Source organism: Pseudomonas sp. GW822-FHT03F04 (assembly GCF_058801405.1).
Window position 1 is genome coordinate 1 of the sequence record NZ_JBXANF010000002.1, and the last position, 26184, is coordinate 26184.

General features: G+C 59.2%; 28 protein-coding genes and 2 pseudogenes. 7 read left to right on the forward strand and 23 right to left on the reverse strand.

Going from position 1 to position 26184, the window contains the following annotated elements:
- Positions 1-126: 126 nt before the first annotated feature.
- The 10 genes and pseudogenes from AC1RMX_RS03775 to AC1RMX_RS03820 all read right to left on the reverse strand — a co-directional run.
- Positions 127-456 (reverse strand): annotated as a pseudogene (locus AC1RMX_RS03775) (DUF4158 domain-containing protein); the annotation flags it as partial.
- Between the two features lie 3 nt (positions 457-459).
- Positions 460-699: pseudogene (locus AC1RMX_RS03780) on the reverse strand (helix-turn-helix domain-containing protein); the annotation flags it as partial.
- 481 nt (positions 700-1180) lie between these two features.
- On the reverse strand, positions 1181-2701 hold the full coding sequence (locus AC1RMX_RS03785) for an Lcl C-terminal domain-containing protein (RefSeq protein ID WP_493070502.1): 1521 nt from the start codon (positions 2699-2701) through the stop codon (positions 1181-1183).
- A gap of 474 nt (positions 2702-3175) precedes the next feature.
- Positions 3176-4075 carry a hypothetical protein gene (locus AC1RMX_RS03790; RefSeq protein ID WP_493070504.1) on the reverse strand — a complete coding sequence of 300 codons (900 nt, stop codon included), beginning with the start codon at positions 4073-4075 and terminating at the stop codon, positions 3176-3178.
- 116 nt (positions 4076-4191) lie between these two features.
- Complete coding sequence (locus AC1RMX_RS03795; protein WP_096821757.1) at positions 4192-4629, reverse strand: hypothetical protein; 438 nt, start codon at positions 4627-4629, stop codon at positions 4192-4194.
- Between the two features lie 196 nt (positions 4630-4825).
- On the reverse strand, positions 4826-5593 hold the full coding sequence (gene phnE, locus AC1RMX_RS03800; RefSeq protein ID WP_493070506.1) for a phosphonate ABC transporter, permease protein PhnE: 768 nt from the start codon (positions 5591-5593) through the stop codon (positions 4826-4828).
- A complete protein-coding gene (locus tag AC1RMX_RS03805) occupies positions 5590-6417 on the reverse strand; it encodes a PhnE/PtxC family ABC transporter permease (protein WP_192560730.1) in 828 nt (275 codons plus the stop codon). The genes phnE and AC1RMX_RS03805 overlap by 4 nt, the downstream gene beginning before the upstream one ends.
- On the reverse strand, positions 6411-7208 hold the full coding sequence (locus tag AC1RMX_RS03810; protein WP_493070509.1) for a phosphonate ABC transporter ATP-binding protein: 798 nt from the start codon (positions 7206-7208) through the stop codon (positions 6411-6413). The genes AC1RMX_RS03805 and AC1RMX_RS03810 overlap by 7 nt, the downstream gene beginning before the upstream one ends.
- Positions 7205-8059, reverse strand: coding sequence for a putative selenate ABC transporter substrate-binding protein (locus AC1RMX_RS03815; RefSeq protein WP_102622274.1), 855 nt, complete (start codon positions 8057-8059; stop codon positions 7205-7207). Before AC1RMX_RS03815 ends, AC1RMX_RS03810 begins: the two co-directional genes overlap by 4 nt.
- Positions 8060-8159: 100 nt before the next feature.
- A complete protein-coding gene (locus AC1RMX_RS03820; protein ID WP_493070511.1) occupies positions 8160-9056 on the reverse strand; it encodes a LysR family transcriptional regulator in 897 nt (298 codons plus the stop codon).
- Positions 9057-9220: 164 nt separating this feature from the next.
- Between AC1RMX_RS03820 and AC1RMX_RS03825 the strand changes: the two genes are divergently transcribed.
- Entirely contained in the window at positions 9221-9970 is a 750-nt protein-coding gene (locus AC1RMX_RS03825) for an SDR family NAD(P)-dependent oxidoreductase (RefSeq protein ID WP_493070513.1), read from the forward strand.
- A gap of 10 nt (positions 9971-9980) precedes the next feature.
- On the opposite strand, the gene AC1RMX_RS03830 is transcribed toward AC1RMX_RS03825, so the two are convergent.
- Positions 9981-10643, reverse strand: coding sequence for a paraquat-inducible protein A (locus tag AC1RMX_RS03830; RefSeq protein WP_192560735.1), 663 nt, complete (start codon positions 10641-10643; stop codon positions 9981-9983).
- On the reverse strand, positions 10640-11236 hold the full coding sequence (locus AC1RMX_RS03835) for a paraquat-inducible protein A (RefSeq protein ID WP_096821765.1): 597 nt from the start codon (positions 11234-11236) through the stop codon (positions 10640-10642). The genes AC1RMX_RS03830 and AC1RMX_RS03835 overlap by 4 nt, the downstream gene beginning before the upstream one ends.
- Positions 11237-11412: 176 nt before the next feature.
- On the opposite strand from AC1RMX_RS03835, the gene AC1RMX_RS03840 reads away from it, so the two are divergent.
- A complete protein-coding gene (locus AC1RMX_RS03840) occupies positions 11413-12099 on the forward strand; it encodes an alpha/beta hydrolase (RefSeq protein ID WP_493070515.1) in 687 nt (228 codons plus the stop codon).
- Between the two features lie 23 nt (positions 12100-12122).
- On the opposite strand, the gene gstA is transcribed toward AC1RMX_RS03840, so the two are convergent.
- Positions 12123-12734: a glutathione transferase GstA gene (gene gstA / locus AC1RMX_RS03845; protein WP_096821767.1), complete on the reverse strand. Its 612-nt coding sequence runs from the start codon at positions 12732-12734 to the stop codon at positions 12123-12125.
- A 108-nt stretch (positions 12735-12842) separates the two neighbouring features.
- Between gstA and AC1RMX_RS03850 the strand changes: the two genes are divergently transcribed.
- From AC1RMX_RS03850 to AC1RMX_RS03860, 3 genes are all read left to right on the forward strand, one after another.
- The gene (locus AC1RMX_RS03850; RefSeq protein WP_096821768.1) at positions 12843-13730 is read left to right on the forward strand and encodes a transcriptional regulator GcvA; all 888 of its coding nucleotides are present in this window, start codon (positions 12843-12845) and stop codon (positions 13728-13730) included.
- Positions 13731-13861: 131 nt separating this feature from the next.
- Entirely contained in the window at positions 13862-14284 is a 423-nt protein-coding gene (locus AC1RMX_RS03855; RefSeq protein WP_096821769.1) for a cupin domain-containing protein, read from the forward strand.
- 212 nt (positions 14285-14496) lie between these two features.
- A complete protein-coding gene (locus tag AC1RMX_RS03860; protein ID WP_141401796.1) occupies positions 14497-15141 on the forward strand; it encodes a hypothetical protein in 645 nt (214 codons plus the stop codon).
- Positions 15142-15156: 15 nt separating this feature from the next.
- Here the strand turns inward: AC1RMX_RS03860 and AC1RMX_RS03865 are convergent, their stop codons facing one another.
- The 3 genes from AC1RMX_RS03865 to AC1RMX_RS03875 form a co-directional block, all read right to left on the reverse strand.
- The gene (locus AC1RMX_RS03865) at positions 15157-15531 is read right to left on the reverse strand and encodes a hypothetical protein (protein ID WP_493070518.1); all 375 of its coding nucleotides are present in this window, start codon (positions 15529-15531) and stop codon (positions 15157-15159) included.
- Positions 15532-15536: 5 nt separating this feature from the next.
- Positions 15537-15980, reverse strand: a complete 444-nt coding sequence (locus tag AC1RMX_RS03870; RefSeq protein ID WP_096821772.1) for a hypothetical protein — start codon at positions 15978-15980, stop codon at positions 15537-15539.
- 120 nt (positions 15981-16100) lie between these two features.
- Positions 16101-16262 (reverse strand): hypothetical protein, encoded by a 162-nt coding sequence (locus tag AC1RMX_RS03875; RefSeq protein WP_176504878.1) that lies wholly within the window; start codon positions 16260-16262, stop codon positions 16101-16103.
- Between the two features lie 220 nt (positions 16263-16482).
- Here AC1RMX_RS03875 and AC1RMX_RS03880 point away from each other — a divergent pair, with 220 nt between their 5' ends.
- A complete protein-coding gene (locus tag AC1RMX_RS03880; RefSeq protein ID WP_493070521.1) occupies positions 16483-16941 on the forward strand; it encodes a GNAT family N-acetyltransferase in 459 nt (152 codons plus the stop codon).
- A gap of 92 nt (positions 16942-17033) precedes the next feature.
- On the opposite strand, the gene AC1RMX_RS03885 is transcribed toward AC1RMX_RS03880, so the two are convergent.
- Complete coding sequence (locus tag AC1RMX_RS03885) at positions 17034-17453, reverse strand: organic hydroperoxide resistance protein (protein WP_102622284.1); 420 nt, start codon at positions 17451-17453, stop codon at positions 17034-17036.
- Positions 17454-17580: 127 nt separating this feature from the next.
- Positions 17581-18198, reverse strand: coding sequence for a LysE family translocator (locus AC1RMX_RS03890; RefSeq protein ID WP_096821775.1), 618 nt, complete (start codon positions 18196-18198; stop codon positions 17581-17583).
- 66 nt (positions 18199-18264) lie between these two features.
- Here AC1RMX_RS03890 and AC1RMX_RS03895 point away from each other — a divergent pair, with 66 nt between their 5' ends.
- Complete coding sequence (locus AC1RMX_RS03895; RefSeq protein WP_493070524.1) at positions 18265-19182, forward strand: LysR family transcriptional regulator; 918 nt, start codon at positions 18265-18267, stop codon at positions 19180-19182.
- A gap of 92 nt (positions 19183-19274) precedes the next feature.
- On the opposite strand, the gene AC1RMX_RS03900 is transcribed toward AC1RMX_RS03895, so the two are convergent.
- The 5 genes from AC1RMX_RS03900 to AC1RMX_RS03920 all read right to left on the reverse strand — a co-directional run bounded on the left by AC1RMX_RS03900 (position 19275) and on the right by AC1RMX_RS03920 (position 26130).
- A complete protein-coding gene (locus tag AC1RMX_RS03900; protein ID WP_493070526.1) occupies positions 19275-21251 on the reverse strand; it encodes a hypothetical protein in 1977 nt (658 codons plus the stop codon).
- Entirely contained in the window at positions 21244-22020 is a 777-nt protein-coding gene (locus tag AC1RMX_RS03905; protein WP_493070528.1) for a copper chaperone, read from the reverse strand. Before AC1RMX_RS03905 ends, AC1RMX_RS03900 begins: the two co-directional genes overlap by 8 nt.
- 11 nt (positions 22021-22031) lie before the next feature.
- Positions 22032-23504 (reverse strand): tyrosinase family protein, encoded by a 1473-nt coding sequence (locus AC1RMX_RS03910; protein WP_096821779.1) that lies wholly within the window; start codon positions 23502-23504, stop codon positions 22032-22034.
- A 110-nt stretch (positions 23505-23614) separates the two neighbouring features.
- Complete coding sequence (locus tag AC1RMX_RS03915; protein WP_493070530.1) at positions 23615-25795, reverse strand: multicopper oxidase family protein; 2181 nt, start codon at positions 25793-25795, stop codon at positions 23615-23617.
- A 104-nt stretch (positions 25796-25899) separates the two neighbouring features.
- Complete coding sequence (locus tag AC1RMX_RS03920; protein WP_096821781.1) at positions 25900-26130, reverse strand: type 1 glutamine amidotransferase family protein; 231 nt, start codon at positions 26128-26130, stop codon at positions 25900-25902.
- Between the last annotated feature and the right edge of the window lie 54 nt (positions 26131-26184).

Genomic DNA, 26184 nt, shown 5'->3' on the forward strand with positions numbered 1-26184 from the left:
TCGCAGAAATGGGGGCGCGCGCTCCTATGATTGCCGTCCGTGCACGCAACTCTGGCTGACCGCTTTTGGCCGATAGCTGTCACTCCTGACCGTCCGCATTCGGCCAGAAGCGGAAATTCGTGACGTGTAGGTGCGCAGTTCCTGGGCGTGCTCTCGGCGGGTCACGTCGCGCTCGCCGTACTTCGCCCAGCTCGTCGGCTCGGCCTGGACCTGCTTGGCCACCCACTGGATCACCGATTCAGGGAGGTCCTTGTCGGTGCCCAGCGCATAGCCGGGGTAGCGCAGCAGGCAAAGATGCACCGCAAAGCCCAGGCGGTTGGCATCGCCACGCCGCTGGCGGATCAGCGACAGATCGGAGTCGTTGAAGGTGTAATAACGAATCAGGTCATCCTGACTCTCCGGCAGCGCAAGCAGGGTGTCCCGCTCCGTTGCCGAGAGGATCGAGCGACGCGGCATGGATCAGTCATCCGTGCGGAGGTACTGGTAGAGTATTTCCCGGCTGATGTTGAGCTCGCGGGCCAGTTGTGCCTTGGGCTCGCCGGCCGCCGCGCTGCGCCGCAGGGTAACAGCCTGCTCTCCGGACAGGGCTTTCTTGCGGCCTCGGTAGGCACCGCGTTGTTTGGCCAGGGCGATGCCCTCGCGTTGCCGTTCACGGATCAGGGCGCGCTCGAACTCGGCGAAGGCACCCATCACTGGTAGTCGCCGGCGCCGTTGCGTGTGGCGATGCAAGTGCTGGTGCATAGCTGACGCCGTTTCACCAGTCCATCGGGTAATGCTCGATCCTGCAAGGGTGGCTGTTGCCGTCGCCTTTGCAGATGCCATCCAGGTATTGGTAACGCATCCTTACCCATTGGCCGGACGCAGGCCAGAGCTTACGCGGGATCATACTTTGCCAGTCGGCGCTCTCCGGCTCGAAGGTGATCACCGTTCCTGTCTTCGGGCACTGAGCGTCTGCGGGGTCAGCCTTAACTGACGCCACACGGCCCTGGAGTTCGGGGTAGGGCTGCTTCCCCCTCGCGGTGATCTCTACTTCTAACTTACAGACCTGCCAGCTGGAAGCCTGCGTGGAGCTTGCCAAGATCGACGCCACAACCCCTACAACAGCTATGATAATGCTTTTCACGGATATTCTTGTGCCCATAGGAATATATGGAAACGCGTGGTCACTGGAAATCGCACTTCACTCACGTACAAGTCGGACCTCAAGGTTCAAAACGAGCGGCTCGCAGGTAGTGTTGCCGTCACGCCACAACACCCAGACCCTGACCCATGAACTGCTGTCCCGCGTCTCGGAGCCACCGTCGCAGACGGTAGAAGTCCAATAGCCCTCGTGCAGCGGCGATGTTCCGGACGCCGGGAAATCGGCAGCGGGTATGTTCACTATATTGAACCAACGCTCTGCAAGGCTGTTGACTTCTTTGATGGTGGGCAGGCGCCAGCCCGGTTGCGCGCTGGCGTCTACTAAGGCTCGCAGGTAGCGGTAGCGAACAGGCATCCCGATGCAGCGCTGGCCGCTCCATACTTGAGGCTCCTGACAGCGGCGCCACACCAGGCCGGTGTGGCGGTCTTCAACCACACCGCCGGGCACGCCGCGTTCGTCGGCTACTGCGCGATAGCGCCCTGCCTCCGGAGCTTCGGGGCCGCGCACCAAGCGAACAAACAACGGCGCAGTGTCGCTTGTCATCCTGCGGTGGCACCTGTTGACAGATCCGGAGTCGAAGCTTACGCACCATATGCGGGTCATATCGGCAGGCTCGGAGGTCATGTAATTCCCCGACACGGTGTTGGGAAACCATTGCACATCGACGGCCGCCTCTGGGGGCCTTTTATCGGCCAGTACATTGACCAGTTCGTCCATATCGATCAAGCCCTGCAGCTCAGCCACCGTGGGCAGGCGCCAATCGGTAAAGCCGCACAACCGCATCGTATTCACCTGCGCCACATAAGCCATGGCGTCACCCGGCCGTCCATCGCCATAGTAAGAATAAGCGTCGGTATTGGCCCGGCTTCCTGGTGTCGGCTGGTTGTGCGGTCCGTAGGTATTGACCAGCGAGCTATAGCCCAGGTCGGGTGGGCCAATCGGCCTACGTATGAACGCAGGTCTGCCGCTATCTGGCTTGCCCTCCCAGACCAACCCGGACACCCGATCCCGCACGCACGAGCTCAAAGGTTGGCCAGCCACCGTCTCGTAGTCGGGACGGCCTGCACGCAACATGCCGTCCTGTTTTGGTACTAAGGTCAGCGGCCCAGAAGCTGTACACGATTGAGGCGCCGGAGTTTGGCCTTGCTGCCACCCCAGGCATACGCGCGCTCCGGTGGGCGGCACCCTCATTGTTATCTGTTCTGCGGTGCTTGCTGACGGCTGCGCAGCGGCAGACACTGCGCCCAGCCCAAGCATGAAGATCACTGTGGCTGCGACACGCACCACGGTCATAGCGCTGGATTTCTGTTCGGATCGAAGTCGATTCCGGAAAGCCACCACTCCGGAAGCACGAACCATGGCGCAGAGCGCTCGGGGCTTGGGACGGTACCGCGTACTGGCGAGATTGCTGCGGACTTGAAGGTCGGCCTCATGCATTGTACTTGCTCTTCCATCGGGCACATATGCTCGTGTAATGCCACCTGGGGCGCCATCGGGAGTATCCAGCAACTGCAAGCGCTTTTCTAGGTATCGTAAGCTCGAACAACTTCGATCATCCATTTTGAACACTATCCCTAGTCGATCGATTAGCAGAAAAGGGGGCTGATTTATTTTCTAAGAAATAAATCAGCCCCCTTTTTCGAAAAAATGGCGAAACGTGCAATATATTCTTTTCTTAGTGGCTTCTGCATAAGTTTCTTCTTCTCTCTCCATGCTTATGATGTCGGCACCTACCTTTTACCTGGCAAAGTTTTTAATTGCGAATCAACATATGAAATAACCTTTCCAGGGCCCGCCACCGGAAAGACCGGTCGCTGTGAGGCAGGCATTTGGATAGAGGACTCGAACACACGACGCAAGATTCATCTCTGCACAACAAAGGCAGACCTGTATGGGCAGAAAAAACAAGGCATGGATGCCGTATGGGTGACGGCTCGTACGAATAAAATTGGCTTTTACATTATTGGTTATGCGTTTTTTCATAGTCAGCACATCAACGAAAGCTGACGCGGCTTTTCCCAGATCTAGAAATCTTTAAACCTGCCAGCCCTTATACGATTTTTTGTATTTCATTTTGTAGCCTGTCTTGAGTTGTTTTGATGATTCCTGTACTGACTTCGACAAGTCCGTACCAGAGCCTATGCGTTTGAAATGCCTGATATTATCCTCCATTTTTTTATTGACCATTTCCCAGTCGCCACTTTCTAACGCATCAATGCTAAAATCTCTCCGAACTAATGCAGCCAGTGCTTCCGAATATTCTCGTTGATAGAAGTCCCATGCCGTAAGAAACTTAGTCCGAACCGCAGGCTCTCTGTGCTCTCTCATTTGAGTATAAACATCTTTTAAGAATCGCACATCCCACGGAGTATTAATTGCGAAATATTCGTTGTATTCACCTCCCAGATTGATAGGCCACGCCTTAGGAGTGAGCGTGCTTAATGCTTGGAGTCCCTCGCAAAGAAAAACGAATGATAGTCCCGGAGAAAAATGTGCTGCTGGCTGTCGAAGACCAAGAACTCGACACTCATCTGAAATAAATAGCCCGAGAGATGGAATGCCTTTTTCAGCTTGGTACGCAGTAATGAGAGCGCTGCCAAAGAAGCAGTTGACATGTTTTCTTTCGTAGTGACTAAAGTCACCTTTAACAATAATAGCGCGAAAGAAAATATCCTGACCGACAAGCCGGTGATGAAGATCGCTAGCAATGTCGACGAGAGTCTGTATACAGTAATTTCTGTCTAGATCATTCGATACTGGAACATCGTTGTAGATAAGGATGGTATCTGAAAAAACGATAACTTTAAAATCAGATCGACTATGCACGTTTAGAGTATCAAGTATTTCATATACCCTAACTACTTTCCTAGGTTCCTTGCTGACCATTTCAGAAAACCCAAGGATGTCAATGTACAGCAGAAATCGATCAGTCATTCCATTGCTCGCTAGTTAAAAACTCTGAAATAGAGAAAATAGATTTATTTTTCCGGAAATAAATCTGTCCCATTTTTTCATTTTTGAGCTCGGCTTGTTTGCTTTGCCTGTCGAATTCACTCTGGAACCATGTGGAAATCCTTGTAGTAGGAATTCACGGTTGAAAGTCCGACCTTATAGAACTCGAGCGTTACGGCTGCTCTGCCAAGCTCTACCCAGAGTAGTTGTGCCTTTTGGATATCATTGAGCAGAGCCCAGCCTGCAAGGGTCTGCCTTGTTGAAACGATGACCGGAGGACGAGAGGTCTGATTCAGTATCCTGCCCATCCGAAGGACATTCATTTGCGTAGTTTTGTTTTGCGTAAAGCGGATGTAGCAATGTGCTGGCAGGTTTGTTCTATTTTGCGCTCCGGCAGCAAGGGCTGCCCGAGTATACAGAACAGCCAAGTCACTTTTGTCCGAGTGGAATACGGATTCTATTAACTCGCCGCCACACCGGACTAGGTTATCCACGTCACTGCTACTGAGGGACTCTACATAAAGCTCGCCAGCCATGCTTATCTCCTTGTCTACTGGAAAATAAATCTGTCCCATTTTTTACAGTCTGGCTGAAGTCTAGGACAGGTTTTACTTTTCGATGAACTCAATTATGAAACCTGGCGTGGTCATTCACAGCCGTCCACGACAGTCAGCTTCTGGCCGAAAGCGGACCTTGGCGAACTCCTGCGTTTACTCGGTTTTACTATCCAACTTACGCCTTAACCCACCGCCCCCGACTCCAAGCACTCAAAAAGTCGACCGCAAACACCAACCCCAACATCGCCAAAATCACCGTCCCCGCCTGCGCCTCCTGAAATAAACTCAAGCTCACATACAACATCTGCCCCAACCCCCCAGCGCCCACAAACCCCAGCACGCTAGCCATCCGAATATTGTTCTCCCACCGATACAAACAGTACGCCAGCAACTGCGGCGCCAAATTCGGCATCGTGCCGTAGCAGAACGCCAAAACCGGATTCCCCCCTTGCAACCGAATCGCTTCCGCCGGTTCCGGCGGCGTGTTCTCCAGCGCTTCCGCAAACAACCGCCCCAGTACGCCCGTGGTGTGCAGGGCCAGGGCCAGTGTCCCGGCATTCGGCCCCAGCCCAGCCGCAAGCACCATCAACGCAGCCCAAACCAGTTCGGGAATGGCGCGCAGTGCATTGAGCAGCAGGCGCGCGGCACTCTGAAAAAACCAGCCAAAGCGGCCAGCGGCGGGGAGCGCCAATAGCAGTCCCAGCACGGCAGCGAGGAGGGTGCCGAGGGCGGACATGGCGAGGGTTTCCATCGAGCCGCGCAGAATGGCGCTCAGGTAGCCGGGGCTGAGGTCGGGGCTGAGGAAGCGCGCTACGTACAAGCCCATTTGTTTAAGGCTGGTGGCGCTGCCGAGTTCTTCGAGGTCGAGGCCGAGGTAGGCGAACGAGGCAATGACGGCGGCGACGATGGCGAGGATCAGCACCGGATTGATTAGACGTTTCATGCCAGCCTCCAGCGCAGCAGGCGGCTGAGTTGGTCGGCGCCGAGGACGAGCAGGAGGAAGGTCAGGAGCATGCTGGCGACTTCGCCGCCGGCGAACATGCGGATCGACAGGTCGATCTGTTGGCCGAGGCCGCCGGCGCCGACGAAGCCCATCACGACCGAGGCGCGGATGGCGCATTCCCAGCGGTAGACGGTGTAGGAGAGCAGTTCCGCCGCGACGTTGGGCAGTACGCCGTAGGCGAAACTGGCCAGGCGTCCGCTGCCGGCCTGGAGCAGGGCGTGGGCCGGGCGTTGGTCGGTGGATTCGAAGATTTCGGCGTAGACCTTGCCGAGCATGCCGCTGTAGGTGATCGCGATGGCCAGCACGCCCGCCGCCGGGCCGAGGCCGACGGCGCGCACGAACAGCAGCGCCCAGACGATTTCCGGCACGCTGCGCAGAAAGATCAGCAGCCCGCGCACCGGCCAGCGCAGCAGTCGGCCCAACAGGCTCGGACGGCCGCTGCGTGAGGCGGCGGACAGCGACAAGGCGCGGCTGGCAAGCAGGCTGGCCGGCACCGCCAGCAACAGCGCCATGGCCATGCCAGCGGTGGCGATGGCCAGGGTTTGCAGGGTGGCTTTGAGCAGTAGTTGAAGAAACTCCCGATCATGTTCCGGTGGCCAGAACGTCGAGACAAACCGGCCGATTTCGTTCTGATTGTCGGCACGTAACAGCACGCCCACATCCAGTTCGCTGAGCTGAATTCCCGGCCAGAGCAAGGCAATCGCCAGCACGGTCAGCAACAGCCGTGGCAGCGCGGCGGGGTCGCGGGTGTCGGCGCTCAGCATCGGGGAATCTGCACAACCAGCGGCGGCACGGTTGGCGCCGGGGATTGCAGTTGTTCATTGGCATAGAGGGTGTCGAGCATCTCGCGGCTGACCTGCGCGGACGGGCAATCAAAGAGGATTTGCCCTTCGCGCAAACCGATGATGCGCGGGAAGTGCGCCAGCGCCAGTTCCACCGCGTGCAGGCTCGCGACCAGCGTGACATTGTGCTCCCGGGCATGGCGCGACAGGATCGTCAGCGTGTGCCCGGCCAGTACCGGGTCCATGGCCGAAACCGGTTCGTCGGCCAGCAACACCTCCGGTGCCTGATACAAAACACGGGCAATGCCGACGCGCTGCAATTGCCCGCCGGACAGTTGCTGGCATTGGCTGAAGAGTTTGTCCGCCAGATCCAGTCGTGCCAATGCGGCGCGGGCGCCGGGCACGTCGAGCGGATGCAGCAGGTTGATCAGGCTTTTGCCCAGGCTCCATTGCCCGAGCTTGCCGGCCAGCACCGCCGTCACCACCCGTTGCCGCGGCGGCAGAGGTGGCGCCTGATGGATAAGGCCGATGCGTGCGCGCAGGCGTTGCCGTTGGCGGGCGGACAAGTGCCAGGCGCGCTCGCCCAGCACTTCGATCTCACCGCTGCTGGGCCGAATGGCGGTGGCCAGCAGGTTCAACAGACTCGATTTGCCGGCGCCGGACGGGCCGATGATCGCCACCTGTTCGCCGGCCTCGATCTGTAAATCCACGCCGCGCAGGGCTTCGACGCCATGGGTGTGGCGCAGAAAACCCTGCTGGAGGCGCAAGGTCATTTCAGCAATTCGGCGGCGCGGGCGGCTTCCTCGATCCCTTTGTAGTTGTCCGGGCTGGTGGCGATGAAGCGGCTGGCGGCTTGCAGGTCGAGGATTTTCTTCTGCTCGGGGTTGGCTGGGTCGAGGTCAAGGAAGGCCTGTTTGATCTTCGCCGCGAGCGCCGGGTCGAGGGTGCCGCGCACGGTCCAGTTGTAATCGAAGTAGGTCGGGGTGGTGGCGAAGACCTTGACCTTGTTGGTGTCGACCTTGCCGGCGTCCACCAGTTTCTGCCAGACGCTGGCGTTCAGCACACCGGCGTCGACTTTGCCGGCCTGCACCCAGGCGACGGTGGCGTCGTGGGCGCCGGAGTAGCCGACGCGGCTGAAATAGCTTTCCGGTTTGATGCCGTCCTTGAGCATGAAATAGCGCGGCATCAGGCTGCCGGACGTGGACGACACCGAACCGAACGCGAAGGTTTTACCTTTCAGGTCGGCGAGGCTTTTGACGTTCGGGTCGGCGGTGATGAATTTGCTGGTGAACTGTGCGTCCTGCTCACGCTGGACCAATGGAATGACCTTGGGATCACTTTTCAGCTGTGCCTGGACAAAGGTGAAACCGCCGAGCCACGCCATGTCGAGGCGGTTGGTGGCCAACGCTTCGACCACCGCCGGGTAGTCGGCCACCGGCACAAACTCGACCTTCATGCCCAGTTTCTGCTCCAGATAAGCCCCCAGCGGCTCGAACTTGCGCAGCAGCTCGGTCGGGGCTTCGTCGGGAATTGCGCTGACCTTCAACACATCTGCGGCGTGCGCCAGCACGGCGGACAGGGACAGGGCCAAACCAGCGGTCAGTGCCAGGGTTCGCTTGAGCATGGAGTTCTCCGTTTCGTGGTCGTCTGGATCGATGCGCGGGTGATGACATTCGTCATCGGGTGCAAAGTCAGGTTAGACGAAACGGCGCGATTGCGAGGGCTCAGTCCACTTGAGAAAAACGCTCCACCAGCCAATCGATGAACACCCGCACCCGATTGCTCAAATGCCGGTTCGGCGGATACAGCAAATGAAACGGGTACGCCGGCGGGCGCCAGTCCGTGAGGATCGGCACCAGTTCGCCGCGCTCGATGGCGGCCCTGACCGTGTAGCTGAAGGTGTGGATGATCCCCAGTCCCGCCAACCCGGCCGCCAGGTGCGCGTTGCTCTCGTTGACGCTGACCAGGCCTTTGCCTTCGATCTGATGGCGTTCGCCGTTGCGCTGGAAGTTCGACGGCAGGATGCGCCCGGTGGAGGCCGAGCGGTAGGTGATCATCTGGTGGTTGGCCAACTCCTGCGGGTGGGTCGGTATGCCGTGGCGTTGCAGGTAGTCGGGCGTGGCGCAGGTGGTCCAGGACACTTCGCCGAGGCGGCGCACGGCCAGGGTTTGTTCGGTCAGCGGGCCGCCGCGAATCACGCAGTCGACACGTTCGCTGATCATGTCCACCGGGCGGTCGCTGACGCCCAGATCAACCTGAATATCCGGGTAGCGTTCGAAGAACTTCGGCAGCTCAGGAATCACCAGCATCGTCGCGGTGGAGCCGCCGATGTCCACGCGAATCTTGCCGCGCGGTAACCCCTGGGCTTGGCTGAAACCCTGATCGATGTCGTCCAGTTGATGCAGCAGTTGTTGCGTCAACTGATAGTAGGAAGCGCCGTCGGCCGTGACGGTGAGGCGGCGGGTGGTGCGTTGCAACAGGCGCACGCCGAGGTGGCTTTCCAGTTGCCCGATCAGTTTGCTGACGGTGGTTTTCGGCAGGTTCAGCGAGTCGGCGGCTTTGGTGAACGAACCGCTTTCAACGACGCGGGCAAAGGTGCGGATCGCCATTAACTGATTCATCGGCTCGGGCTCGGACGGGAAGGCAGGGCTGAGTATTGTGCATGTATGTGCACAAACAAAACCGATTTGGCGGATTTTTCAATTCAATCCATCGGCCTAAAGTCGCTTTCAACGGCTCACCTTCGACCCGTCACCATCCTCGAAACGGTTACTGGAGATTCATCATGAGCAACAGACTTGAAGGCAAAATCGCACTGATCACTGGCGGCACCACCGGCATCGGCCTGGCCTCGGCGCAGGAATTCGTCGCCCAGGGTGCCACCGTATTCATCACCGGTCGTCGTCAGGCGGAGCTGGACAAAGCGGTCGCCGCCATCGGCCCACGGGCCATCGGCATTCAGGGTGACGTGGCGAATCTGGACGATCTGGATCGCATCTACCGCGAAATCGCCGAGAAGGCCGGGCACCTCGACATCCTGTTCGCCAATGCCGGTGGCGGGGACATGCTGCCGCTGGGTTCGATCACCGAAGAGCACTTCGACCGGATTTTCGGCGCCAACGTGAAGGGCACGCTGTTCACGGTGCAGAAGGCGTTGCCGCTGTTGCGCGATGGCGCATCGATCCTGCTGACCTCATCGACCACTTCGGTGCAGGGCACGGAAAATTTCAGCGTCTACAGCGCGAGCAAAGCGGCGGTACGCAACTTCGCCCGGTCGTGCTTGCTGGACTTGAAGCCCCGGCGCATCCGCGTCAACGCCATCAGCCCCGGCCCGGTGCGCACTCCAGGTCTGGCGGGGCTGGTGCCGGCGGAACACGCTCAAGGGTTGTTCGATCAACTGGCGTCTATCGTGCCGATCGGGCGTCTGGGTGAGCCGAGCGAAATCGCCAAGGCTGCGTTGTTCCTGGCCTCGGATGACAGTAGTTTCGTGAATGGCATCGAGTTGTTCGTTGACGGTGGTACCGCGCAGATCTGATCTGCGTCGGTCAATGCCCCGGCACTTGTTCAGTCGAGTGCTGGGGTTCGTCCGTTTCTTCGGCCGGCGCGTTATCCCAGATCAGGCGCGGGTCGAAACTCATCGCCGAGAGCATGGTGAACACCACCACGAGGCCGAAGAACAGAATCCCCGGTCGCGGCTCGATGTCCCCCAGCGCCTGGAATTTCACCAGCGCCGCCACCAGCGCAACCACCAGTACGTCGAGCATCGACCAGTAGCCGATCAACTCGACGAATCGGTACAGCTTCGAGCGTTCCCGGCGCGCCCAGTGACTGTCCCGCTGCACGGTCACCAGCAGCAGCGTCAGCGCAACGAATTTCACCCCCGGCACCGCGATGCTGGCGATGAAGATGATCAAGGCAATGTCCCACGCGCCGTGTTCCCAGAACTCCAGCACGCCGCTCATGATCGTGCTGTCGGCGCCATTGCCGAGCAGCGTGGTGTTCATCACCGGCAGCAGATTCGCCGGCACGTAAAACGCCAGGGCGGCGAACATGTAGGCCCAGGTGCGGGCCAGCGAGTTGGTCTTACGCCGGTGCAGCGGGGCGTCGCAGCGCGGGCATTGGTGGGGCTCGCCGGTCATGTCGCAGGCCAGTCCGCAGCTGTGGCACAGGCAGAGGTTGAGTTCGCTGGCAGTCGGTGGTCGCTTCATAGGATGTCCCACAGTTCACGCACGTCGCGCCCGGCAATGCGGATCAGCAACAGGCTGAGCACGGCCAACGCAAACAGGCCGATGCCGGGAATCACGTCGAGCATGCCCGCCAGTTTGAACACCGCGACCATGGCGCCGAGCAGACACACTTCGAGCATGCTCCACGGCCGCAATGTTTCCAGCCAGCGCATGCACACCTTGAAGGCCGGGCAACGGCGCGAGGCGAGGGCGAAGCTCAACACCCAGATCAACAACACCAGCTGAAAGGCCGGGGCGATGATGATCGAGATCGCCGCGACCATCGCCATGAAGGTGATCGGCCCCTGACTCAGCGCCAGCACCGAATCCCACAGGGTCGCGCTGTTTTTCAGGCCCTGCATGCTGATGCTCATCACCGGGTAGAAATTGGCGAACAACCACAGCATCGCCGCCGTGAAACTCAAGGCCAGCCGTTGTTCCACGGTCAGGCCGCTATAGCGCTGGAGCACGCCGCCGCAGCGCGAACACAGGGTTTTCTGATGTTTGGCGAGCGTGGCGTGTTCGTACACGCAGTCGCAATGCTCGCAGATGATCAGTCGATCGGTGCTGGCCATGGGCGCTCGAGGGGAGGAGGGTTTGAACCTCTTCAATATAGGCGCGATGGGGCATTCGACAACTGTCACATCCGGAAACGCGCCTTTGGTCTGGCCGGCAGACACGTCACCGGAACCGTTCCATACTCCTGTGCGCCATTGGTAAATCGACCTTCATCATCCGCAGGAGAAACGCCATGAGTGAAAAACCGACGATTGTGCTGGTGCACGGATTCTGGGGCGGTGCCGCGCACTGGGGCAAAGTCATTGTTGAGTTGACACGCAAGGGTTACAGCGCGATTCAGGCCGTGGAAATGCCACTGACCTCGCTGGCCGACGACGCCGAGCGCACCCGCAAAATGGTCGCTCAGGTGAGCGGGCCGGTGCTGTTGGTCGGGCACTCGTATGGTGGGGCGGTGATCACTCAGGCCGGCAATCAACCGAATGTGGTCGGGCTGGTATACATCGCCGCGTTCGCTCCGGATCAAGGCGAAAGCCCCGGCGGTATCACTCAGGAACATCTGCCTGCCGCCGCGCCGAATCTGGCGCCGGATAGCGACGGTTACCTCTGGCTCAAGGCCGACAAATTCCATGAAAGCTTCTGCCAGGACCTGCCGGCGGATGAGGCGCTGGTCATGGCCGTGACGCAGAAAGCGCCGCTGGCCAGCACCTTTGGCGATGTCATCAGTGATCCGGCGTGGAAGCACAAACCGTCCTGGTATCAGATTTCCAGTCAGGACCACATGATTCACCCGGACAACCAGAAGCGCATGTCCGCCCGGCTCAATGCGAAAAAAGTGATCACCCTCGACGCCAGCCACGCCTCGCTGGCCTCCCACGCTGCTGAAGTGGCGGCGCTGATCGATGAGGCCGCCAAGGCCTGACAACGACCACGCAACCGGGCGTTTCAGACCGGTTGCGTGGCATCTTCTTCCGCGATGGCCGCCCGCACGCTGGGCCGTTCGGCGATACGCGCCATGTAGTTCGCCAGCGCTGGCCAGTCTTCAATGGCGATACTGAATGTCGGCAGCCACTTCAACACCGTGAACAGATAGGCATCCGCCACGCCGAACGCCTGCATCAGGAAGGGCTGGGTCGCGAGGATGCGGTTCAGGTAATCCAGACGTTTGAACAGTTTGTGTTTGAAGATCGTTTTGGTGGATTCCGGGATTTCGCTGCTGAACAATGGCGCGCTACCCCCATGAATTTCCGAACTGATGAAGTTCAGGTATTCCTGCAGGCGCGAGCGCTCCCAGGTGCCATTGGCCGGGGCCAGCGTATGACCGGGCACGAGGTCGACGAGGTACTGCAAAATGGCCGGACCTTCGGTCAGCACCGCGCCGCTGTCCAGCGTCAGCGCCGCCACGTAGCCCTTCGGGTTGATCTCGCGAAAGTCCCGGCCATCGGCGGTGCGCTTGGTCTGGTTGTTGACCCGGATCAGTTCGAACGGCAAGTCCAGTTCTCGCAGCACGATGTGCGGGGATAGCGAACAGGTCATGGGCGCGAAGTACAGTTTCATGGGATCTCCTTCCTGGTGAAGGCTCAGAATCCACTACCGCTGCGCCGCTTCGCAAAGGACATCTGTGGTGCTAGCGTATGACAAAATCTCATGGACTGAAGAGGTCATATGCTCCCCCGACTGCCATCGCTCAACGGATTGCGCGCCTTCGAATGTGCGGCCCGCCATTTGAGTTTCACCCGCGCCGCCGAAGAACTGAACGTCACGCAAACCGCGATCAGCCATCAGATCCGCCGCCTCGAAGATGAACTCGGCGTGCGCCTGTTCATGCGCTCGAAGGATGGGTTGACGCTGACGGATGAAGGCAACGCTTATTTTCCCGGTGTTCGTTCGGCGTTTCTGGAGCTGCGCCATTCGACCGAGCGTTTGCAGGAGGCGAACAACCAAAGCGTCCTGACGATCAGTACCCTGGTTTCGGTGGCGTCCAAATGGTTGTTGCCGCGCCTGCCGTCGTTTCGCGAGGCGCATCCCGAGATCGATGTGCGGATCAGCGCGTTAACTCGACTGGTCGACTTTCGCAAGGTCGGCATCGACGCGGCGATCCGCTACGGCAAGGGCGAATGGCCTGGATTACGGGCTGACTGGTTGATGTCCGACGAGGTCTTTCCCGTGTGCAGCCCGCGACTGCTGACGGGCGAGAAACCTTTGAAGACGCCGGCGGACCTGGTTCATCACCCGTTGCTGCAAGTCAGCGGCCTGACCGCCAATGACTGGAACGACTGGCTGCACGCGGCAGGCCAGCCACCGCTCACGACCAAAGGCCCGCGTCTGACCTTCGATCTGGCCATGATGGCGGTGCAGACAGCGATTGACGGGCAGGGCGTGTGCATCGGGCGCTCGACCTACGTCGATGACGATTTGCGCGCCGGGAGACTGGTGGCGCCGTTTGATCTGCGGCTGAAGTCCGACTCGGGATTCTACTTCGTCACGCCCCATGAAAACGCGAATTCGAAAAAGGTCGTCGCCTTCAGGCAGTGGCTGTCGCAAGTGGTGTGAGTTGTATGCGCGTGTATCAATCCCGCGCTCGTACACAGTGAGGTAACAAGCGCCGGTATCGGGACACATTCCCGGTACATGCCATGCTCAAAGTAGAGGCGTCACTTCACTACTTCCGAGAGGGCAACACCATGCGCCGCACACTTCTGATGACCGCAGCCGCCGCACTCGTTTCACTGACCGGCCTCGCGTACGCGGCTGACACCCAACCCGCCGCCCCCGCGAAGAGCTGGCAACAAGGCCTGAGCCGCACGGATCTGGTCCGCCAGGATCTGGGCGCAGCGGAGCGCGAAGTGATTCAGGCCCGGGTGGATTTCGAGCCAGGTATCACCTCGCCCCGGCATGCGCATCCGGGCGTTGAAGTCGCCTACGTGATCAGCGGCACCTTCGAATACCAGCTCGAAGGCCGGGCACCGGTGACACTCAAGGCGGGAGACTCGCTGTTCATCCCGGAGGGCGTGGCGCATATCGCGAAGAACATCGGTAACGAAAAGGGTTCGGAGCTGGCGACTTACATTGTCAGGAAGGGCGAGCCGTTGCTGATTCTCAAGTGACAGCTTGATGGTAACTCGCCAAAACTGCACACAAGCGTTGATTTGACTTCAGTCCGGGCGCAACAAGAGCGACAAAGGCCTGCCACAATGGCAGGCCTTTTTTTTCACCGCAGATTCGTGTGCGATCGATCCCGGAAAGAGCCATCTGTCATGAAACCGTATAATCTCCTTTCCGGTTTTTCAGGTGATGGGCGCAACTCAAAGGACGAGTCATGAGCAGGATGCTGTGTATCACGTTGACAATTTCGATCATCACTTCATCGCTGACAGGTTGTGCTACGCCGTCGGTGCAACAACCGATCATTGGACCTCAAGTGCTGGGTTACACCCTGAATCAGCCACTGACCGAAGAAGAATTCAACGCGGTGACCAATACCGGAGACAAGTGGGGATTCGGGGGCTGGGTATATCAGCGTGATGACGGGCAGGGCGGTGTGTTGCGGGTGTACCTCGACAAGAATCATCGCCCCAAGGGTATTGAACGGATCAGCCAGACCTTTGACACCAAGGATGAATGCGAATCCGTATTCGCGGCTCAAACCGTCGAACTGAAGAAGCAAATGACGGCCTACAACATCGCGAACAGGCGGTCAGAAAATGCAGGGCGACGTGAGTATCTGCCGGGAGAGCGCCATGTCGAAGTGAGCGGGGGCGGCTGTCGGGATCGTCAAGGGGATCCGCGTGATGTTTACCGTTTTGACCTGCAGGTTCGTGAATCCATTGAAACAGCGGCACCGAAGCGAGGGCTGAGTGACAAGTTTCACGACGCCTACGGGAATGCGTGGATGACGGTGTTCGTGATTGTACTGCTGCCGTTTGTATTGATAGGCGCCGCCGTTGATGCCGCTACCGATTGATCGCCTGTACGACGCCTATTGCATGCCAGGACACTCATCGGCCCACCGTGTAACCGTCTTCTCCTTGAATTGCTCTCCAATGGTGTCGACGCGCAGACAGGCGTCTTTCTTTGAGTAAAACAAGATGCAGCGCGAGCTATCAACAGAGCAGGTCTCTACCTCGAAGAGCTTGTGTGCAACCAGCTCTCGTTCCACACCACTCAATACATATCCGTCGGTGGAATGCATTCGCGTTGGCTTCCATCCTTGTTTGACGAGCCTGGCCCTGGCGGTCATCAGCGGCTCACCGACAGTGATGACTGCCGGCCCACCGCTGTCGGGTGAACCACCCGCAAACGCGGTGTGGGTGCCAATGCAATAAAGCGCGATGAGCGCAAGTGCACGCTTCATAGGCTTCAACCTGATTTAGAGTCCCAGCCAGTGACTTGGCCATTCTCGACAGTGATGCGAAGGCCATATCTGTTCGCACCTCGGTGTCGATACTTCCAGATATCTCGGGTTTTTGTTTTCAAGAATTTGTGATCGGTAGCGGCAGGCTGGCCAAGGGAGTCGATCAGTTGCTCGGAAGTTTGACCGATCCAGACTTTTCGTCCGAGGATGTTTTGAACGATATCTTCGCTCTGGTATTTGTCTCTCAGGTATTTCAGTCGTGCGCGCTTTTTAGACCAGCTATTGAGTATCAGCAGCAAAAGAACTCCGCCAACCACCAAAGCCGGGATCTGCCAGCCAATTGACTTGTTCATTCTGTCAAACAGGTAGATCGGCAGCCCGACAACGATTGCGAGCAGAAACAGCCACCCAGTCAACTCCTTCTCAGCCTTTGAGACTCGCTTCGCCATGTTCTTTCCCTGAAATCGGCAAGGTTGATAGCCGAAAGCTACTACTTTGAGTGTGCACGGCGTTACTGAGGATTCGTACAGGCCAGAAAAGCCCGGACCTGGCCGGGCTGGTGGAGGATTTCAGCGCGCATCCACCTCTTTCACATTCCCGGCCGATGCTCTTTGCCTGCGCCTCTTAAGCCAGCTGAAAAACGCATGCACCGGATGAAGAACGGCGGTCAGCACGCCAAGCAGCAGGATGATGAAGAGGATGATCAGCGGGACGCTTTCGTGCGAGAACATGGTGGGTTACTCCTGTAGTCACTATGTTGGAACCCGCAGACTAGACGCATCCGGCGATGTTTTTGGTGAACGTATGTTCATCCTCGGGCGCTTCGATTGTGCTACGGCAAGGCTTGGGATCGGCTCCGGAATGGTCAGAAATTCAAAGGCCCGGCGTTGGCAACGAACGCCATCCATCGCATGCTGAACGTCTTATTCATCGTCACTGAAGAGGCATCCCTTGCAGACCCTTCGCCGTGCTCAATCCGAAGACGCCGCGCCCATCGCCGCGCTGGTCGATGAGGCCTACAGCCCCTACATCGCCCGAATCGGCCGCAAGCCCGCGCCCATGCTCGATGACTACGAGCAAGTGCTGCGCGAAACCGATACGTTCGTGCTGACCGACAACGATGAAATCCTCGGTGTGCTGGTGATGAGCCGGGAAGGCCAGGAGCTGCTGCTGATCAACGTCGCGGTTTCGCCTCGGCACAAGGGCAAAGGCCTGGGCAAAGTGCTGATGTCGTTCTGTGAAGAGCATGCGTTGAGTGCCGGCTGCGAAGCGGTGCGGTTGTACACCCACGAGCGGATGACCGAGAACATCGCTATCTATGAAAAGCTTGGGTTTGTGGAAACCCATCGCGCCACCGAGGAGGGATTTGCCCGGGTTTTCATGCGCAAGACGCTGGCCGGTTCTCGCTGACTGTCACGCCGGTATGCCGCACACGAGTGATGTAAAAAAAAGCCCGAAGCAGTGCTTCGGGCGTTTGAGGATGAAACCGGCGTAAACCTGTTTCAGATCAGGCGCAGGGTCACGTCGATATTGCCGCGAGTGGCCTTGGAGTACGGGCAGGTCTGGTGCGCGGCTTCCACCAGTGTCTGGGCGACCGAAGTTTCCAGCCCCGGCAGGCTGACATTCAAACGTGCCTGCAGGAAAAACGCATCGCCGGTCTTGCCCAGATCGATTTCGGTTTCCACCGCCACATCGGCCGGCAGTTTGATTTTCAATGCGGCAGCGGCCTTGCCCATGGCGCCGATGAAGCAGGCTGACCAACCGGCCGCCAGCAATTGCTCCGGGTTGGTGCCGCTGCCAGCGGAGCCGGGTGGCGACAGTTTGATGTCCAGGTTGCCGTCCGAACTGCGCGAGGCGCCATCGCGCCCGCCGGTGGTGCGGGTCTTGCCGGTGTACAGCACGGTGTCGATTTGATTGATCATGGGAATGCCTGCCTGAGTGAGTGATGGAGTCGGAAACGAAGGTTCCGATGGCCCACACTTTTGCATCGGCATGTACCCGGGATGTGTCCTGCAGCGGGGGGTAATGTATCGCTGTGTAGCGGCCGGATCATCCTGAGCGTTGAGAGAGGCTCAGCAGTATCCCGAAGCTCACGAGCAGGCCGCCAAACGCCCGGTCAATCCACAGCCGTGCCGCCATCAGCTTCTCGCGCACTCTCCCGGCCGAAAAGCACAGCGCAACCAGACTGAACCACACCACATGCGCCCCGGCGATGAACAGTCCATAGGCCAGTTGCACCGCCAGACCCGTGTCCGGTCGGACGACACCCATGAACAGGCTCACGATGAAAATCGAGGTTTTGGGGTTCAGCGCGTTCGTGAGAAACCCCGTACGCAGCGCGGCCAGATCCGACAGGGCAGGTGGCGGCGCATCCTGCGGCTGAACATCGGGCCTTGAGCGAAGCATTTTGATGCCCAGATAGACGAGATACCCAGCCCCGGCCAGCTTCAGCGCGTTGAACAACCAAGGTGTTTGCTGAAGCACCCATCCGAGCCCGAGCAGCGTATAGCCGACGTGAACCAGCACCCCCAAACCAATGCCCATCGCAGTGAGAACGCCTGCGCGTCGAGAGAGCAGCAAGCCGTTGCGAGAGACCATGGCGAAATCCGGCCCGGGGCTGATGCATGCCAGCAGTGTTATGGTGATTACGGCTATCCATTCACTCATGGTGGAACCTTGCGGTGGTTGGTGATAGAAAGCCATGTTTACAGATGTCGTGCGCTGGAACTAACGATGATTTCTGAAGTAGATAGTGACTTTGAATCACTGAAATCCGAATCGAGAATGCCTTCTCTGCTGGCGCTGCGTTGCTTCGAATCTGCTGGCCGGCTTGAAAACTTCGCCCGTGCGGCTGATGAACTGCATCTGACACCCGGCGCCATCAGCCGGGCCGTGCGCCTGCTTGAAGAGGACCTGGGCGTTGACCTGTTCGAGCGGCGCAAGCGAAGGGTTTTCCTGACGGACGCTGGAAGACGACTGCTGACCGCGGTGAGTGAAGGGCTTGGGGTGATGAACCATGCCGTCCGCGAGATACGCAGCGAGGCACGCCGTGCGCGGCGGCTGGTCCTGTCCTGCGAGCCAACGCTGTTGATGCGGTGGCTGATCCCGCGCTGGAGTGAGTTCCAGGCACAACATCGTGGCCCGGACATCCATCTGGTGGCCGGCGGTGGTCTCTTTTCCTTTGAGCAGGGGATAGACCTGGCCATTCGGCGAGACGATTTTCCCCGTCCGTCCGGTTACCACGCCGAGAGGTTATTTGCCGAGAAGGTCGGGCCTGTCTGTCGACCGGAAAGGGTCGGCCAATGGTTCGATGAAAGCGGCAAATGTCTCCGCGCCACGGCCCCTCTACTGCAAACGAGCAGCCGACCCACCGCCTGGCAGGAATGGGCCGCCGCAACAGGGCAGCCGGTTCCAGCGACGCAGATGCAGTCCTTCGAACACTTCTATTTCAGTATTCAGGCAGCGGTTGCTGGTCTTGGAGTGGCCATGGGGCCGTGGCACCTGGTTCGCGACGATATCCAGAGCGGCGTATTGGTCGCGCCATCCGGGTTTGTTGAAGACGGCTCGCATTATTGCTTGCTGTCGCCCACACCTCCCAAGCCGGGCAGCCTGGAAACGGATTTGCTGGAATGGTTGCGGGCGGTGGGTTGAGGCGGTGACGGATTCACCTCTGAGCCCTGTCAGTTCTCAGGTCAGAGGTGATCCGATCGAGCGAGGTTGTGAGTCATGTGACCGTCCGCCGATCAACCCGGCAGCAGGCCCCAGTCCTTTGCCAGTTGTTGTGCAGAGTCCGGAGGCAACGCTGTCGAGCCGCTGCGGCGAACATTCGCTGCATGACCCGCAAGCCCTTCGACAAGCACGGCCCATTCCGGCCGAGGATCGTTGACATAATCCCAGCCAAGTCCAAGCCATGGGCATCGGCCGCCAATACGGGCTTCCACGGCAGGCGTTGCCTGGGTGGCGTAGTCAGGGAGTGATGGCGTGTTCTGTCGCGACTCGCGTGCCTTCACCGCTGGCACACTCAGCCGTAGATTGCCCTGTTCGTCTCGTGACACCTGCATCGCCCCGAGCAGGGCGATGTCATAGGGTACGGCCTGGCCTTGGGTGACGTAGAAGTAAGCCATGCGACGGATGTTGTCGTAGTCGGCCACCGCTCGATAGAGATAGGCGCAGATGACGCCCAGCATCGGGTCGGCATGTTTTTCGTGCCGCAGGTCGGCGGCCAGTCGGTCAAGACTGTCGACTTGCAGTCGGCCTGCCACGAAGTCGTCAATGGCCTGCAAGGCAACCTGGTACCGATCGGGAGAACCTTGAACCCCATAGGCCTGGAAAACGTTTCCTCCGGTGCTGGAGGTGACCACCGAGTACAAACCGTCATAAGGCACAACCGGGGTAAACTGCCCGTCGCTCAGTTCCACCAGAACAGGGGTGCCGTTGGCATCGGGATCAACGTGAAACTCAATGGAATGGGATTTGATCCCTAGCTGCTTGATCCGACTGCCGGACAGGGTTTTCACCTTATTGCCCCAAACGATCAGGTTTGCGCTGCCAATCTGTTCGATCTGCTCCAGTCGGTTTCGAACCTCTCCGGCGGCGGCTTCGGATTCAAGTTGTTGAACCAGCGCCTTGATCTTTTGCTGCTTGCCGGGAATCCGGACTACGGCCTCGCGCAGTTCAGCCAGGCTCTTCAGTAACTCTTTGCTGTCCACGGGTATTGGAATGGCATGACTGAGCGGAGCCGTCAGGTTGAAACGTTTGAGCCCGAAATTCTTGCCGAGCATGCGATCCCGGAAAGTACCGTCGATCTGTACCCGTTCAAGGATGTGGTCGGCGGAATCCGGTACGCCCACTGCTGCCTCTGCGCCCAGTTTCGCCACATTGTTTCCGGCAGGCCAGGGTTGCAGATCGGCAGGGCCTTGCAGTGGAATAGTCGTGTCGTAAAGCACCACCGATTCGGGATCGACCTGGCATTGAGGATTGAGCTTGAGATGATATTCGCTGGCACGCTCGGTAGTAAGCGTGCGAACGCATTTACCCAGCGTCGAGGTGGTAATCACCCCGTCTTCGATCGCACTCGGCTCCTGCCCCCAGAGCACATCCGCGACAACCCCGGAAAACACACACTTTCCCGGCGCCGCTGCTGCCGGATCATGGACCATGTAGCCGAGCTGTCCGTCCTGGCAGGATGCGAGGCGATCGAATCGAGGGCTATCCACTTGAGTGCCCTGGACTACGATCCCGCGTACACCATCAAGCCGCATCAACTCCAGACCCTGGGGCGCTTCGCGGCAGGCATCGCTGATGAGTGTGATGCGCTTGATGCCGTGCAGCAGTAATTCTGCATAGAAAGAGTCAGCCACGACTCGGTACTTCAGCTGCAACGAGTCGCTGAACAGCCAGGAAATCGAACCGAAATTCGCATCGGTCAGTCCATGCCCGCAAAATGCCAGGATCAGTTGGTCAACGACGTCGGCACCTGCGGGAAACAACTCATCGACAGCTTTTTGTACCCGTTCACGCGTGACTGGAATCACTTGGCCGCGTATGTCACCGTCGTCGACGACTCTTACATTGTCAGCACCGAAACCCGAGCGCAGGGCCCATTCACCCATTGAGCGGGCGGCGAAAATGGCGCCGTCCAGATATGCGAAACTCAGAGGCAGGTTTGCAACAGTCGTTACAGTACTCACTCCAATTGCCAGACATGCACGCCTAACCATGACGACGCTCCTTGTTGGGTTTGGTGAGGAGGGTGTAAAGGTGAACAGGAGAAAAAAACAGCGGCCAGTACCCGCGCCGAGGACCCGGAGGCGTGAGCCGTTCAGCCAGCATGATGGCGCCCGCCAGCAGCATCACCGGAATGTGCCAGGCCCCGCTGACCAGCGGCACCAACATCCATGCCCAGCACGACACAATGCAAAACAGGCCGTGGGTCATGCCGAAGGCCAGACAGTCCCTGTCAGCGGTCCAGCCGAACAGACCGATTCGCCGCGGTTGATGGCCACGAATGAGTGCCGCGCGGTGCCACGGCCCCATGCGCCATAGCAGGGCAATGAGGATTGCCACGACCAGCGCGCTTTTTCCCGCAGTGATCTGCAGCAGCAACGCCAAGGCCGACAGAAGCGGGCCGATGGCCATCCATAGCGCGCAGTAGCCGAGCAGAAACATGACTGACGCCCGTATTCGCCTGTTGGGCAGGCTGGAGCGCCAGACATGCATGAGCGGCATCGCCAACAGCGGCGGCATCATGGCCAGCAGCATCAGGAACCAACCCGCCAGAATGCGGTGAAGTGGGTTCAATGCCAGCTCCGCTTGCAGCGCAGCGGGCCAACTGGTGATGATCGATAGCCCATTTACCGCCACACAGAAGGCCGGGCCTTCGGCACTCACATCGTTGTAAAGGGACAGCGCCAGGCCGAGCCCCGCCGTGGCCAACAGCAATGGCCAGGGAGCGTAGGTGAAGCTGCGTAGAACCAGGCCTGGTCGCATGACGTCGACCCTCAGCTCACGACACCACTTCGCTTGAGAACGCTGATGCGTTCGACCGTCACGGGTTTGGCATCCGAGATCTGTTCTCCCGGCACCAGCGTCACTCGCAGATGATCCAGGTCGAAGTCTCCGGCGTCTGTCAGCCGCTGGGCGAGATCGGTGATGTCGATGGTATAGCCCAACCCGGTGCCGGCGTGGGGCCCGTTCTGTCTTGAAGCGACGTTGAGTCCGAAGAGTGTCAGGTTGCCGGCCAGTCGGTCGGGATTGAGTGCCGGGTCGGCGCCTTCGGGCAGGTTGACGTAAACCTGCAGGAGAGGTGATGGCGCGGAGCCGCGCACTGACTCCAGGGAAAGATAGAGCCGGGCCACTTCCTTGCCCGGTGCTGTCGCGCCCATGGTGGCGACGCTCTTGGCGGTGGCCGTCGGTTCGAGGTCGATGTGGGTGTCTACCGCTGTGCCCCCGACCTTGACCACTGAAGTGTTGGCGCCGATTGGCAGAACGGTTTGGTTACCGGGCGAACCCATATTGACCCGTGCCACTGCATGAACTCCCGGCGTTACACCCGTGCCTGTGATCAAATCATCATAGGGCCGATAATACTTGCCACCTTTCAACGTGTCCTTGCTGGTAAAGGTTACTCCAGGTGCGTTGTCGCCGGGAGCTGGCATGATGAAGCTACGATTTACCGGGCCATTGGACCACAGCGGATTGTGAACCATCGTCTTGCCCGGCGTGTTCATCCACGCCTCCCAGAGCCGGTCGATGTTGCAATGATGCAGCCAGAAAATCGGGTCGAGGCCCGCCAGATCGGCATCGGCCATGAATCCCCCAATGAGACGGTGAACCGTGTTGTGGGGATTGCTCTCCAGGTCGCCGGTTTTTCTGGCGAAATGAGCGAAATCGCCCATGACTCCGCCACCGAATCCAATTGTTCCGTCGTTGCCCACGACAAAATCGTTTTCATCCATCGCATCGAGACTGAACCCATCCCCGTCACCCGGCTGCAATTCAGTGATCCCGGGGGTACGAGGGTATTTGTTCAGAGGGTTCGGGCTACCATCGGGCAATGTTTTTGCCACAAAGGCATCTGGCAGATACCGTGCTTGCGGGTTATTGCTGTTGAGGTAGTTCCAATAGGGAAGGGCCCAGTCGTCGCCGGTCAGCTCTTTTACTTTGGCTGCGACGATCGACTCGAACGCAAACAGATAAGCGCGGTGCCAGGAAAGGAAGTACCAGCTGCCATGCTGACACTGAGCGCCAAATGTGTCGTTGGTCCAATCCGTCGGAATCGGCTCAGTCGCCGTGATGAGGTTCTCGTCGATCCATGTCTGGGGCTCGAACCCGTGGATGGCACCAAGGAATTTCCAGCTATTGCGATCCATTATCGGCAATGCGTCCAGCGCTCGCATGGCCAGTGCGTAGTTCAGTAATGTCTTGTTCCATCCAGAACCCAGTGTTGCAACATCCTGGCGAGAAGCGGTCATGATCCTTTGCTCCATTTCTGTTAGGTGATGTCTGCCCAACGTCAGCGCCGGCCCTCATCACGTAGGGTCTGGCGCCAGGGCCCAGCAGCCTTGCTCTGTTTGCAGCAACATCAATGTGAATGAGTGCCCGACGGTTGATTCGCTGCGTGCTTCATGCCGGCCATGCCGATGCCGCCGCCGGCGGCATTGAGGTCCGGGACGATCCGGATGTTGGTCATCATGCCGCCGTCTTCGTGGTCGAGGATGTGGCAGTGGATGACGAACTCACCGATGTAGCGGTCGTAGTGAGTGCGCACCAGCACCTGATAGTCGTTCTGCACGAAAAGGGTGTCCTTGAATTCATGCCACATCCCGCAGTACTGGTTTTGCAGTCCCAGTTCGTCGGCCGGCACCAGGCATTCGCCGTTGGGGCCGTAGATGCTTTTGGGCTTCTCGCCGGGCTTGGCGTACAGCACATCCATCACCTGGAACGGGTTGACGTGAATGTGAAAGATGTGGGGTTCGCCCTGGGAGGTCAGCACCCAGTCATCGGTGGTGTTGACCTGGCGGGTGAAGTCGACCCGGTCCGGGTCATAGGATTTGTAGTTGATGAAAAAACCGAACGCACCCGTCCATGGTTCTCCCGGTTTCGACGGTGGGGTCGCAGGAGGTGAGGGCGGGAATGGCGCATTGCCGATGAAGAAGTCGACCTTCTGAATGTCATCGTTGACCACGGCATCCTTGAGGTCGTCCATCCCGCGCCACGGCTTCAGGTTGCCGGTCAGCAGTCCTTGCAGGGCCTCGGCGGGCAGCGATGAGTCTGATTTGTTGCCGTCGTAGAGCGCTTGCTGGATATAACGCTGCGGGTCGTCGGTGACGACTTTTCCGCCCGAGACGATGACCGTCGCCAGCAATTGGGTTTCGTTCGGTCCCTGGCCGCCGGGGCCACCATGAGGCCCGGCGTTGGCGCGTTCTGCTGGCGTTGCCGCCTGGTTCAGCACGCAGTAGGTGCCGTCACGGGGGAACATCAGCAGCACGTCACTGCGATAGCCGGGTTGCAGAAAGTTGCTGCCGATGCCGCCACTGATGCTTTTCTTGTTCACGCCTATGGGGCGGATCGCCGTGCGCGTGATTCCGTCGGCGGCAATTTCGAATTGCGGGACAAGCTCGACCGGTTTGCTGGAGTCGGGCACCGTCACCGGGCACAGGTCGGCGATGATCGCTTCCTGTTCCTTTGGCGTGCCGCCGAGCACACCCTTGAGGGCGAGACTCGCTTTGGGACTGGCCGTGTTCATGGGCACGATCTGCAGGTTCACGGTGTCGTGGATGCCGCCGTGAATAAAGCGCCAGCGTTGGATCTCGCCCGCAGCGATGCCTTGCAGTGTCGGTTGCACCACGCCGTTGATGCTGGTGAATCGACCGCTCTCGTCCCAGACCGTGGCCGAAGCGAGCTGCTTGTCGAAATTCTCCACCACGCCAGTCTTGCCGCTGGGGCACGTCCAGGTGTGATCCTTTTGCGTGATGATGGTGCCGTCGTCGTTGAAACAGGCGTAGGGAATCTGCTGGAACAGAAAAACCTGTTCGGTAAACGGCTTCCCGGTTGCGTCCTTGAGGATGGTGTCGATGTCGCCCTGTTTGTCGCCGGTGTAAGGGCGGTCGCCGCGCACAATCAAGGCGCCGGCCGCGCCGCTGGCCACCTGCAGCGCGGTGGAACCATGCCGGTGCGCGTGATACCAGAAAGTGCCGGATGGGTGATCGGTGGGGATGTTGATCTCGTATTCGAATTTTGTTTGCGGCGCGATGTTCAATAGCACGTTGTCACTGTTGCCCGCTGGCGAAACGTGCATCCCGTGATAGTGCAGGTTGATCGTGTTGAAGCAGCCGGGGTCACCGTTCGCCGGGTCCTGTCCCCCTGGACAGCTGGGGTCGTTTTTATCCAGTTGATTGTCCAGATGCACCCGCAGGGTGTTGCCGGGCCTTACGTCGATGAGCGGCCCCGACAGGCAGCCGCCATACGAACGCAGCATCACTTTGTCCTTGGCGCCATCGGGATTGCCCGGGTTGTACATGTAGTTTTCGCGTTTCTGCACTTGCAGATTGAGTTCCACGGTTTGCCCGTCGCGGGTGATATCGCCCGCCGGATTGCAACCCGTTTGCGCAACGGCCAGTTCGGTGGCTTTCAGTGTGCCGGGCCGGCCCTTTTCAAGAAGCCTGGGCGGTGACAGGAAAGGCTGCGCCGCCAGGTCGGCGAGCGCTGCGTGGGAGGCTGTACACATCATCAATCCGACCAGGACCCTGTGAAGCGAAGCCATGTTGTGCTCCCTGCGTCGTTGCGCGCGTGTCTGCGACAGCCTCGATGGCCGCGTGTCCCTTGATCAACTGAACAACTTGAAAAGTGTTGGTTGCACGCTCGCTGTCAGGAGGGGGCTGTGCGTTTGAGCACGCTGACGATGGTCATGCCGTCACCGGTGGCAATGGCTGGTCCATCAAGGGAATTCAACTGAACGGGGCGGGGTGAGGTGGCGGGATCGTGCTGCGATTCAACCGGAGCCATGCAGTTGAATGGCTGGTAGGGAACACTGACGTCGAGCAGATCCACGCCATCGTAGACCGCGATTGCGATCAGGTATTGTCCTGGTGCAGGCATGACTCCCTCCTGGGGAACACCGCGGCGACCGCAATGGCGTCGTCAGGTGCATAG

Coding starts and splice junctions, on each gene's coding strand:
- AC1RMX_RS03855 (WP_096821769.1), top strand. CDS start 13,862: ATGCGCCGCACACTTCTGATGACCGCAGCCGCCGCACTCGTTTCACTG.
- AC1RMX_RS03910 (WP_096821779.1), bottom strand. CDS start 23,504: ATGACCGCTTCTCGCCAGGATGTTGCAACACTGGGTTCTGGATGGAAC.
- gstA (WP_096821767.1), bottom strand. CDS start 12,734: ATGAAACTGTACTTCGCGCCCATGACCTGTTCGCTATCCCCGCACATC.
- AC1RMX_RS03790 (WP_493070504.1), bottom strand. CDS start 4,075: ATGACTGATCGATTTCTGCTGTACATTGACATCCTTGGGTTTTCTGAA.
- AC1RMX_RS03885 (WP_102622284.1), bottom strand. CDS start 17,453: ATGATCAATCAAATCGACACCGTGCTGTACACCGGCAAGACCCGCACC.
- AC1RMX_RS03825 (WP_493070513.1), top strand. CDS start 9,221: ATGAGCAACAGACTTGAAGGCAAAATCGCACTGATCACTGGCGGCACC.
- AC1RMX_RS03905 (WP_493070528.1), bottom strand. CDS start 22,020: ATGCGACCAGGCCTGGTTCTACGCAGCTTCACCTACGCTCCCTGGCCA.
- phnE (WP_493070506.1), bottom strand. CDS start 5,593: ATGAAACGTCTAATCAATCCGGTGCTGATCCTCGCCATCGTCGCCGCC.
- AC1RMX_RS03805 (WP_192560730.1), bottom strand. CDS start 6,417: ATGCTGAGCGCCGACACCCGCGACCCCGCCGCGCTGCCACGGCTGTTG.
- AC1RMX_RS03900 (WP_493070526.1), bottom strand. CDS start 21,251: ATGGTTAGGCGTGCATGTCTGGCAATTGGAGTGAGTACTGTAACGACT.
- AC1RMX_RS03875 (WP_176504878.1), bottom strand. CDS start 16,262: ATGTTCTCGCACGAAAGCGTCCCGCTGATCATCCTCTTCATCATCCTG.
- AC1RMX_RS03815 (WP_102622274.1), bottom strand. CDS start 8,059: ATGCTCAAGCGAACCCTGGCACTGACCGCTGGTTTGGCCCTGTCCCTG.
- AC1RMX_RS03820 (WP_493070511.1), bottom strand. CDS start 9,056: ATGAATCAGTTAATGGCGATCCGCACCTTTGCCCGCGTCGTTGAAAGC.
- AC1RMX_RS03915 (WP_493070530.1), bottom strand. CDS start 25,795: ATGGCTTCGCTTCACAGGGTCCTGGTCGGATTGATGATGTGTACAGCC.
- AC1RMX_RS03810 (WP_493070509.1), bottom strand. CDS start 7,208: ATGACCTTGCGCCTCCAGCAGGGTTTTCTGCGCCACACCCATGGCGTC.
- AC1RMX_RS03795 (WP_096821757.1), bottom strand. CDS start 4,629: ATGGCTGGCGAGCTTTATGTAGAGTCCCTCAGTAGCAGTGACGTGGAT.
- AC1RMX_RS03865 (WP_493070518.1), bottom strand. CDS start 15,531: ATGAAGCGTGCACTTGCGCTCATCGCGCTTTATTGCATTGGCACCCAC.
- AC1RMX_RS03895 (WP_493070524.1), top strand. CDS start 18,265: ATGATTTCTGAAGTAGATAGTGACTTTGAATCACTGAAATCCGAATCG.
- AC1RMX_RS03920 (WP_096821781.1), bottom strand. CDS start 26,130: ATGCCTGCACCAGGACAATACCTGATCGCAATCGCGGTCTACGATGGC.
- AC1RMX_RS03785 (WP_493070502.1), bottom strand. CDS start 2,701: ATGGATGATCGAAGTTGTTCGAGCTTACGATACCTAGAAAAGCGCTTG.
- AC1RMX_RS03850 (WP_096821768.1), top strand. CDS start 12,843: ATGCTCCCCCGACTGCCATCGCTCAACGGATTGCGCGCCTTCGAATGT.
- AC1RMX_RS03870 (WP_096821772.1), bottom strand. CDS start 15,980: ATGGCGAAGCGAGTCTCAAAGGCTGAGAAGGAGTTGACTGGGTGGCTG.
- AC1RMX_RS03840 (WP_493070515.1), top strand. CDS start 11,413: ATGAGTGAAAAACCGACGATTGTGCTGGTGCACGGATTCTGGGGCGGT.
- AC1RMX_RS03835 (WP_096821765.1), bottom strand. CDS start 11,236: ATGGCCAGCACCGATCGACTGATCATCTGCGAGCATTGCGACTGCGTG.
- AC1RMX_RS03860 (WP_141401796.1), top strand. CDS start 14,497: ATGAGCAGGATGCTGTGTATCACGTTGACAATTTCGATCATCACTTCA.
- AC1RMX_RS03830 (WP_192560735.1), bottom strand. CDS start 10,643: ATGAAGCGACCACCGACTGCCAGCGAACTCAACCTCTGCCTGTGCCAC.
- AC1RMX_RS03890 (WP_096821775.1), bottom strand. CDS start 18,198: ATGAGTGAATGGATAGCCGTAATCACCATAACACTGCTGGCATGCATC.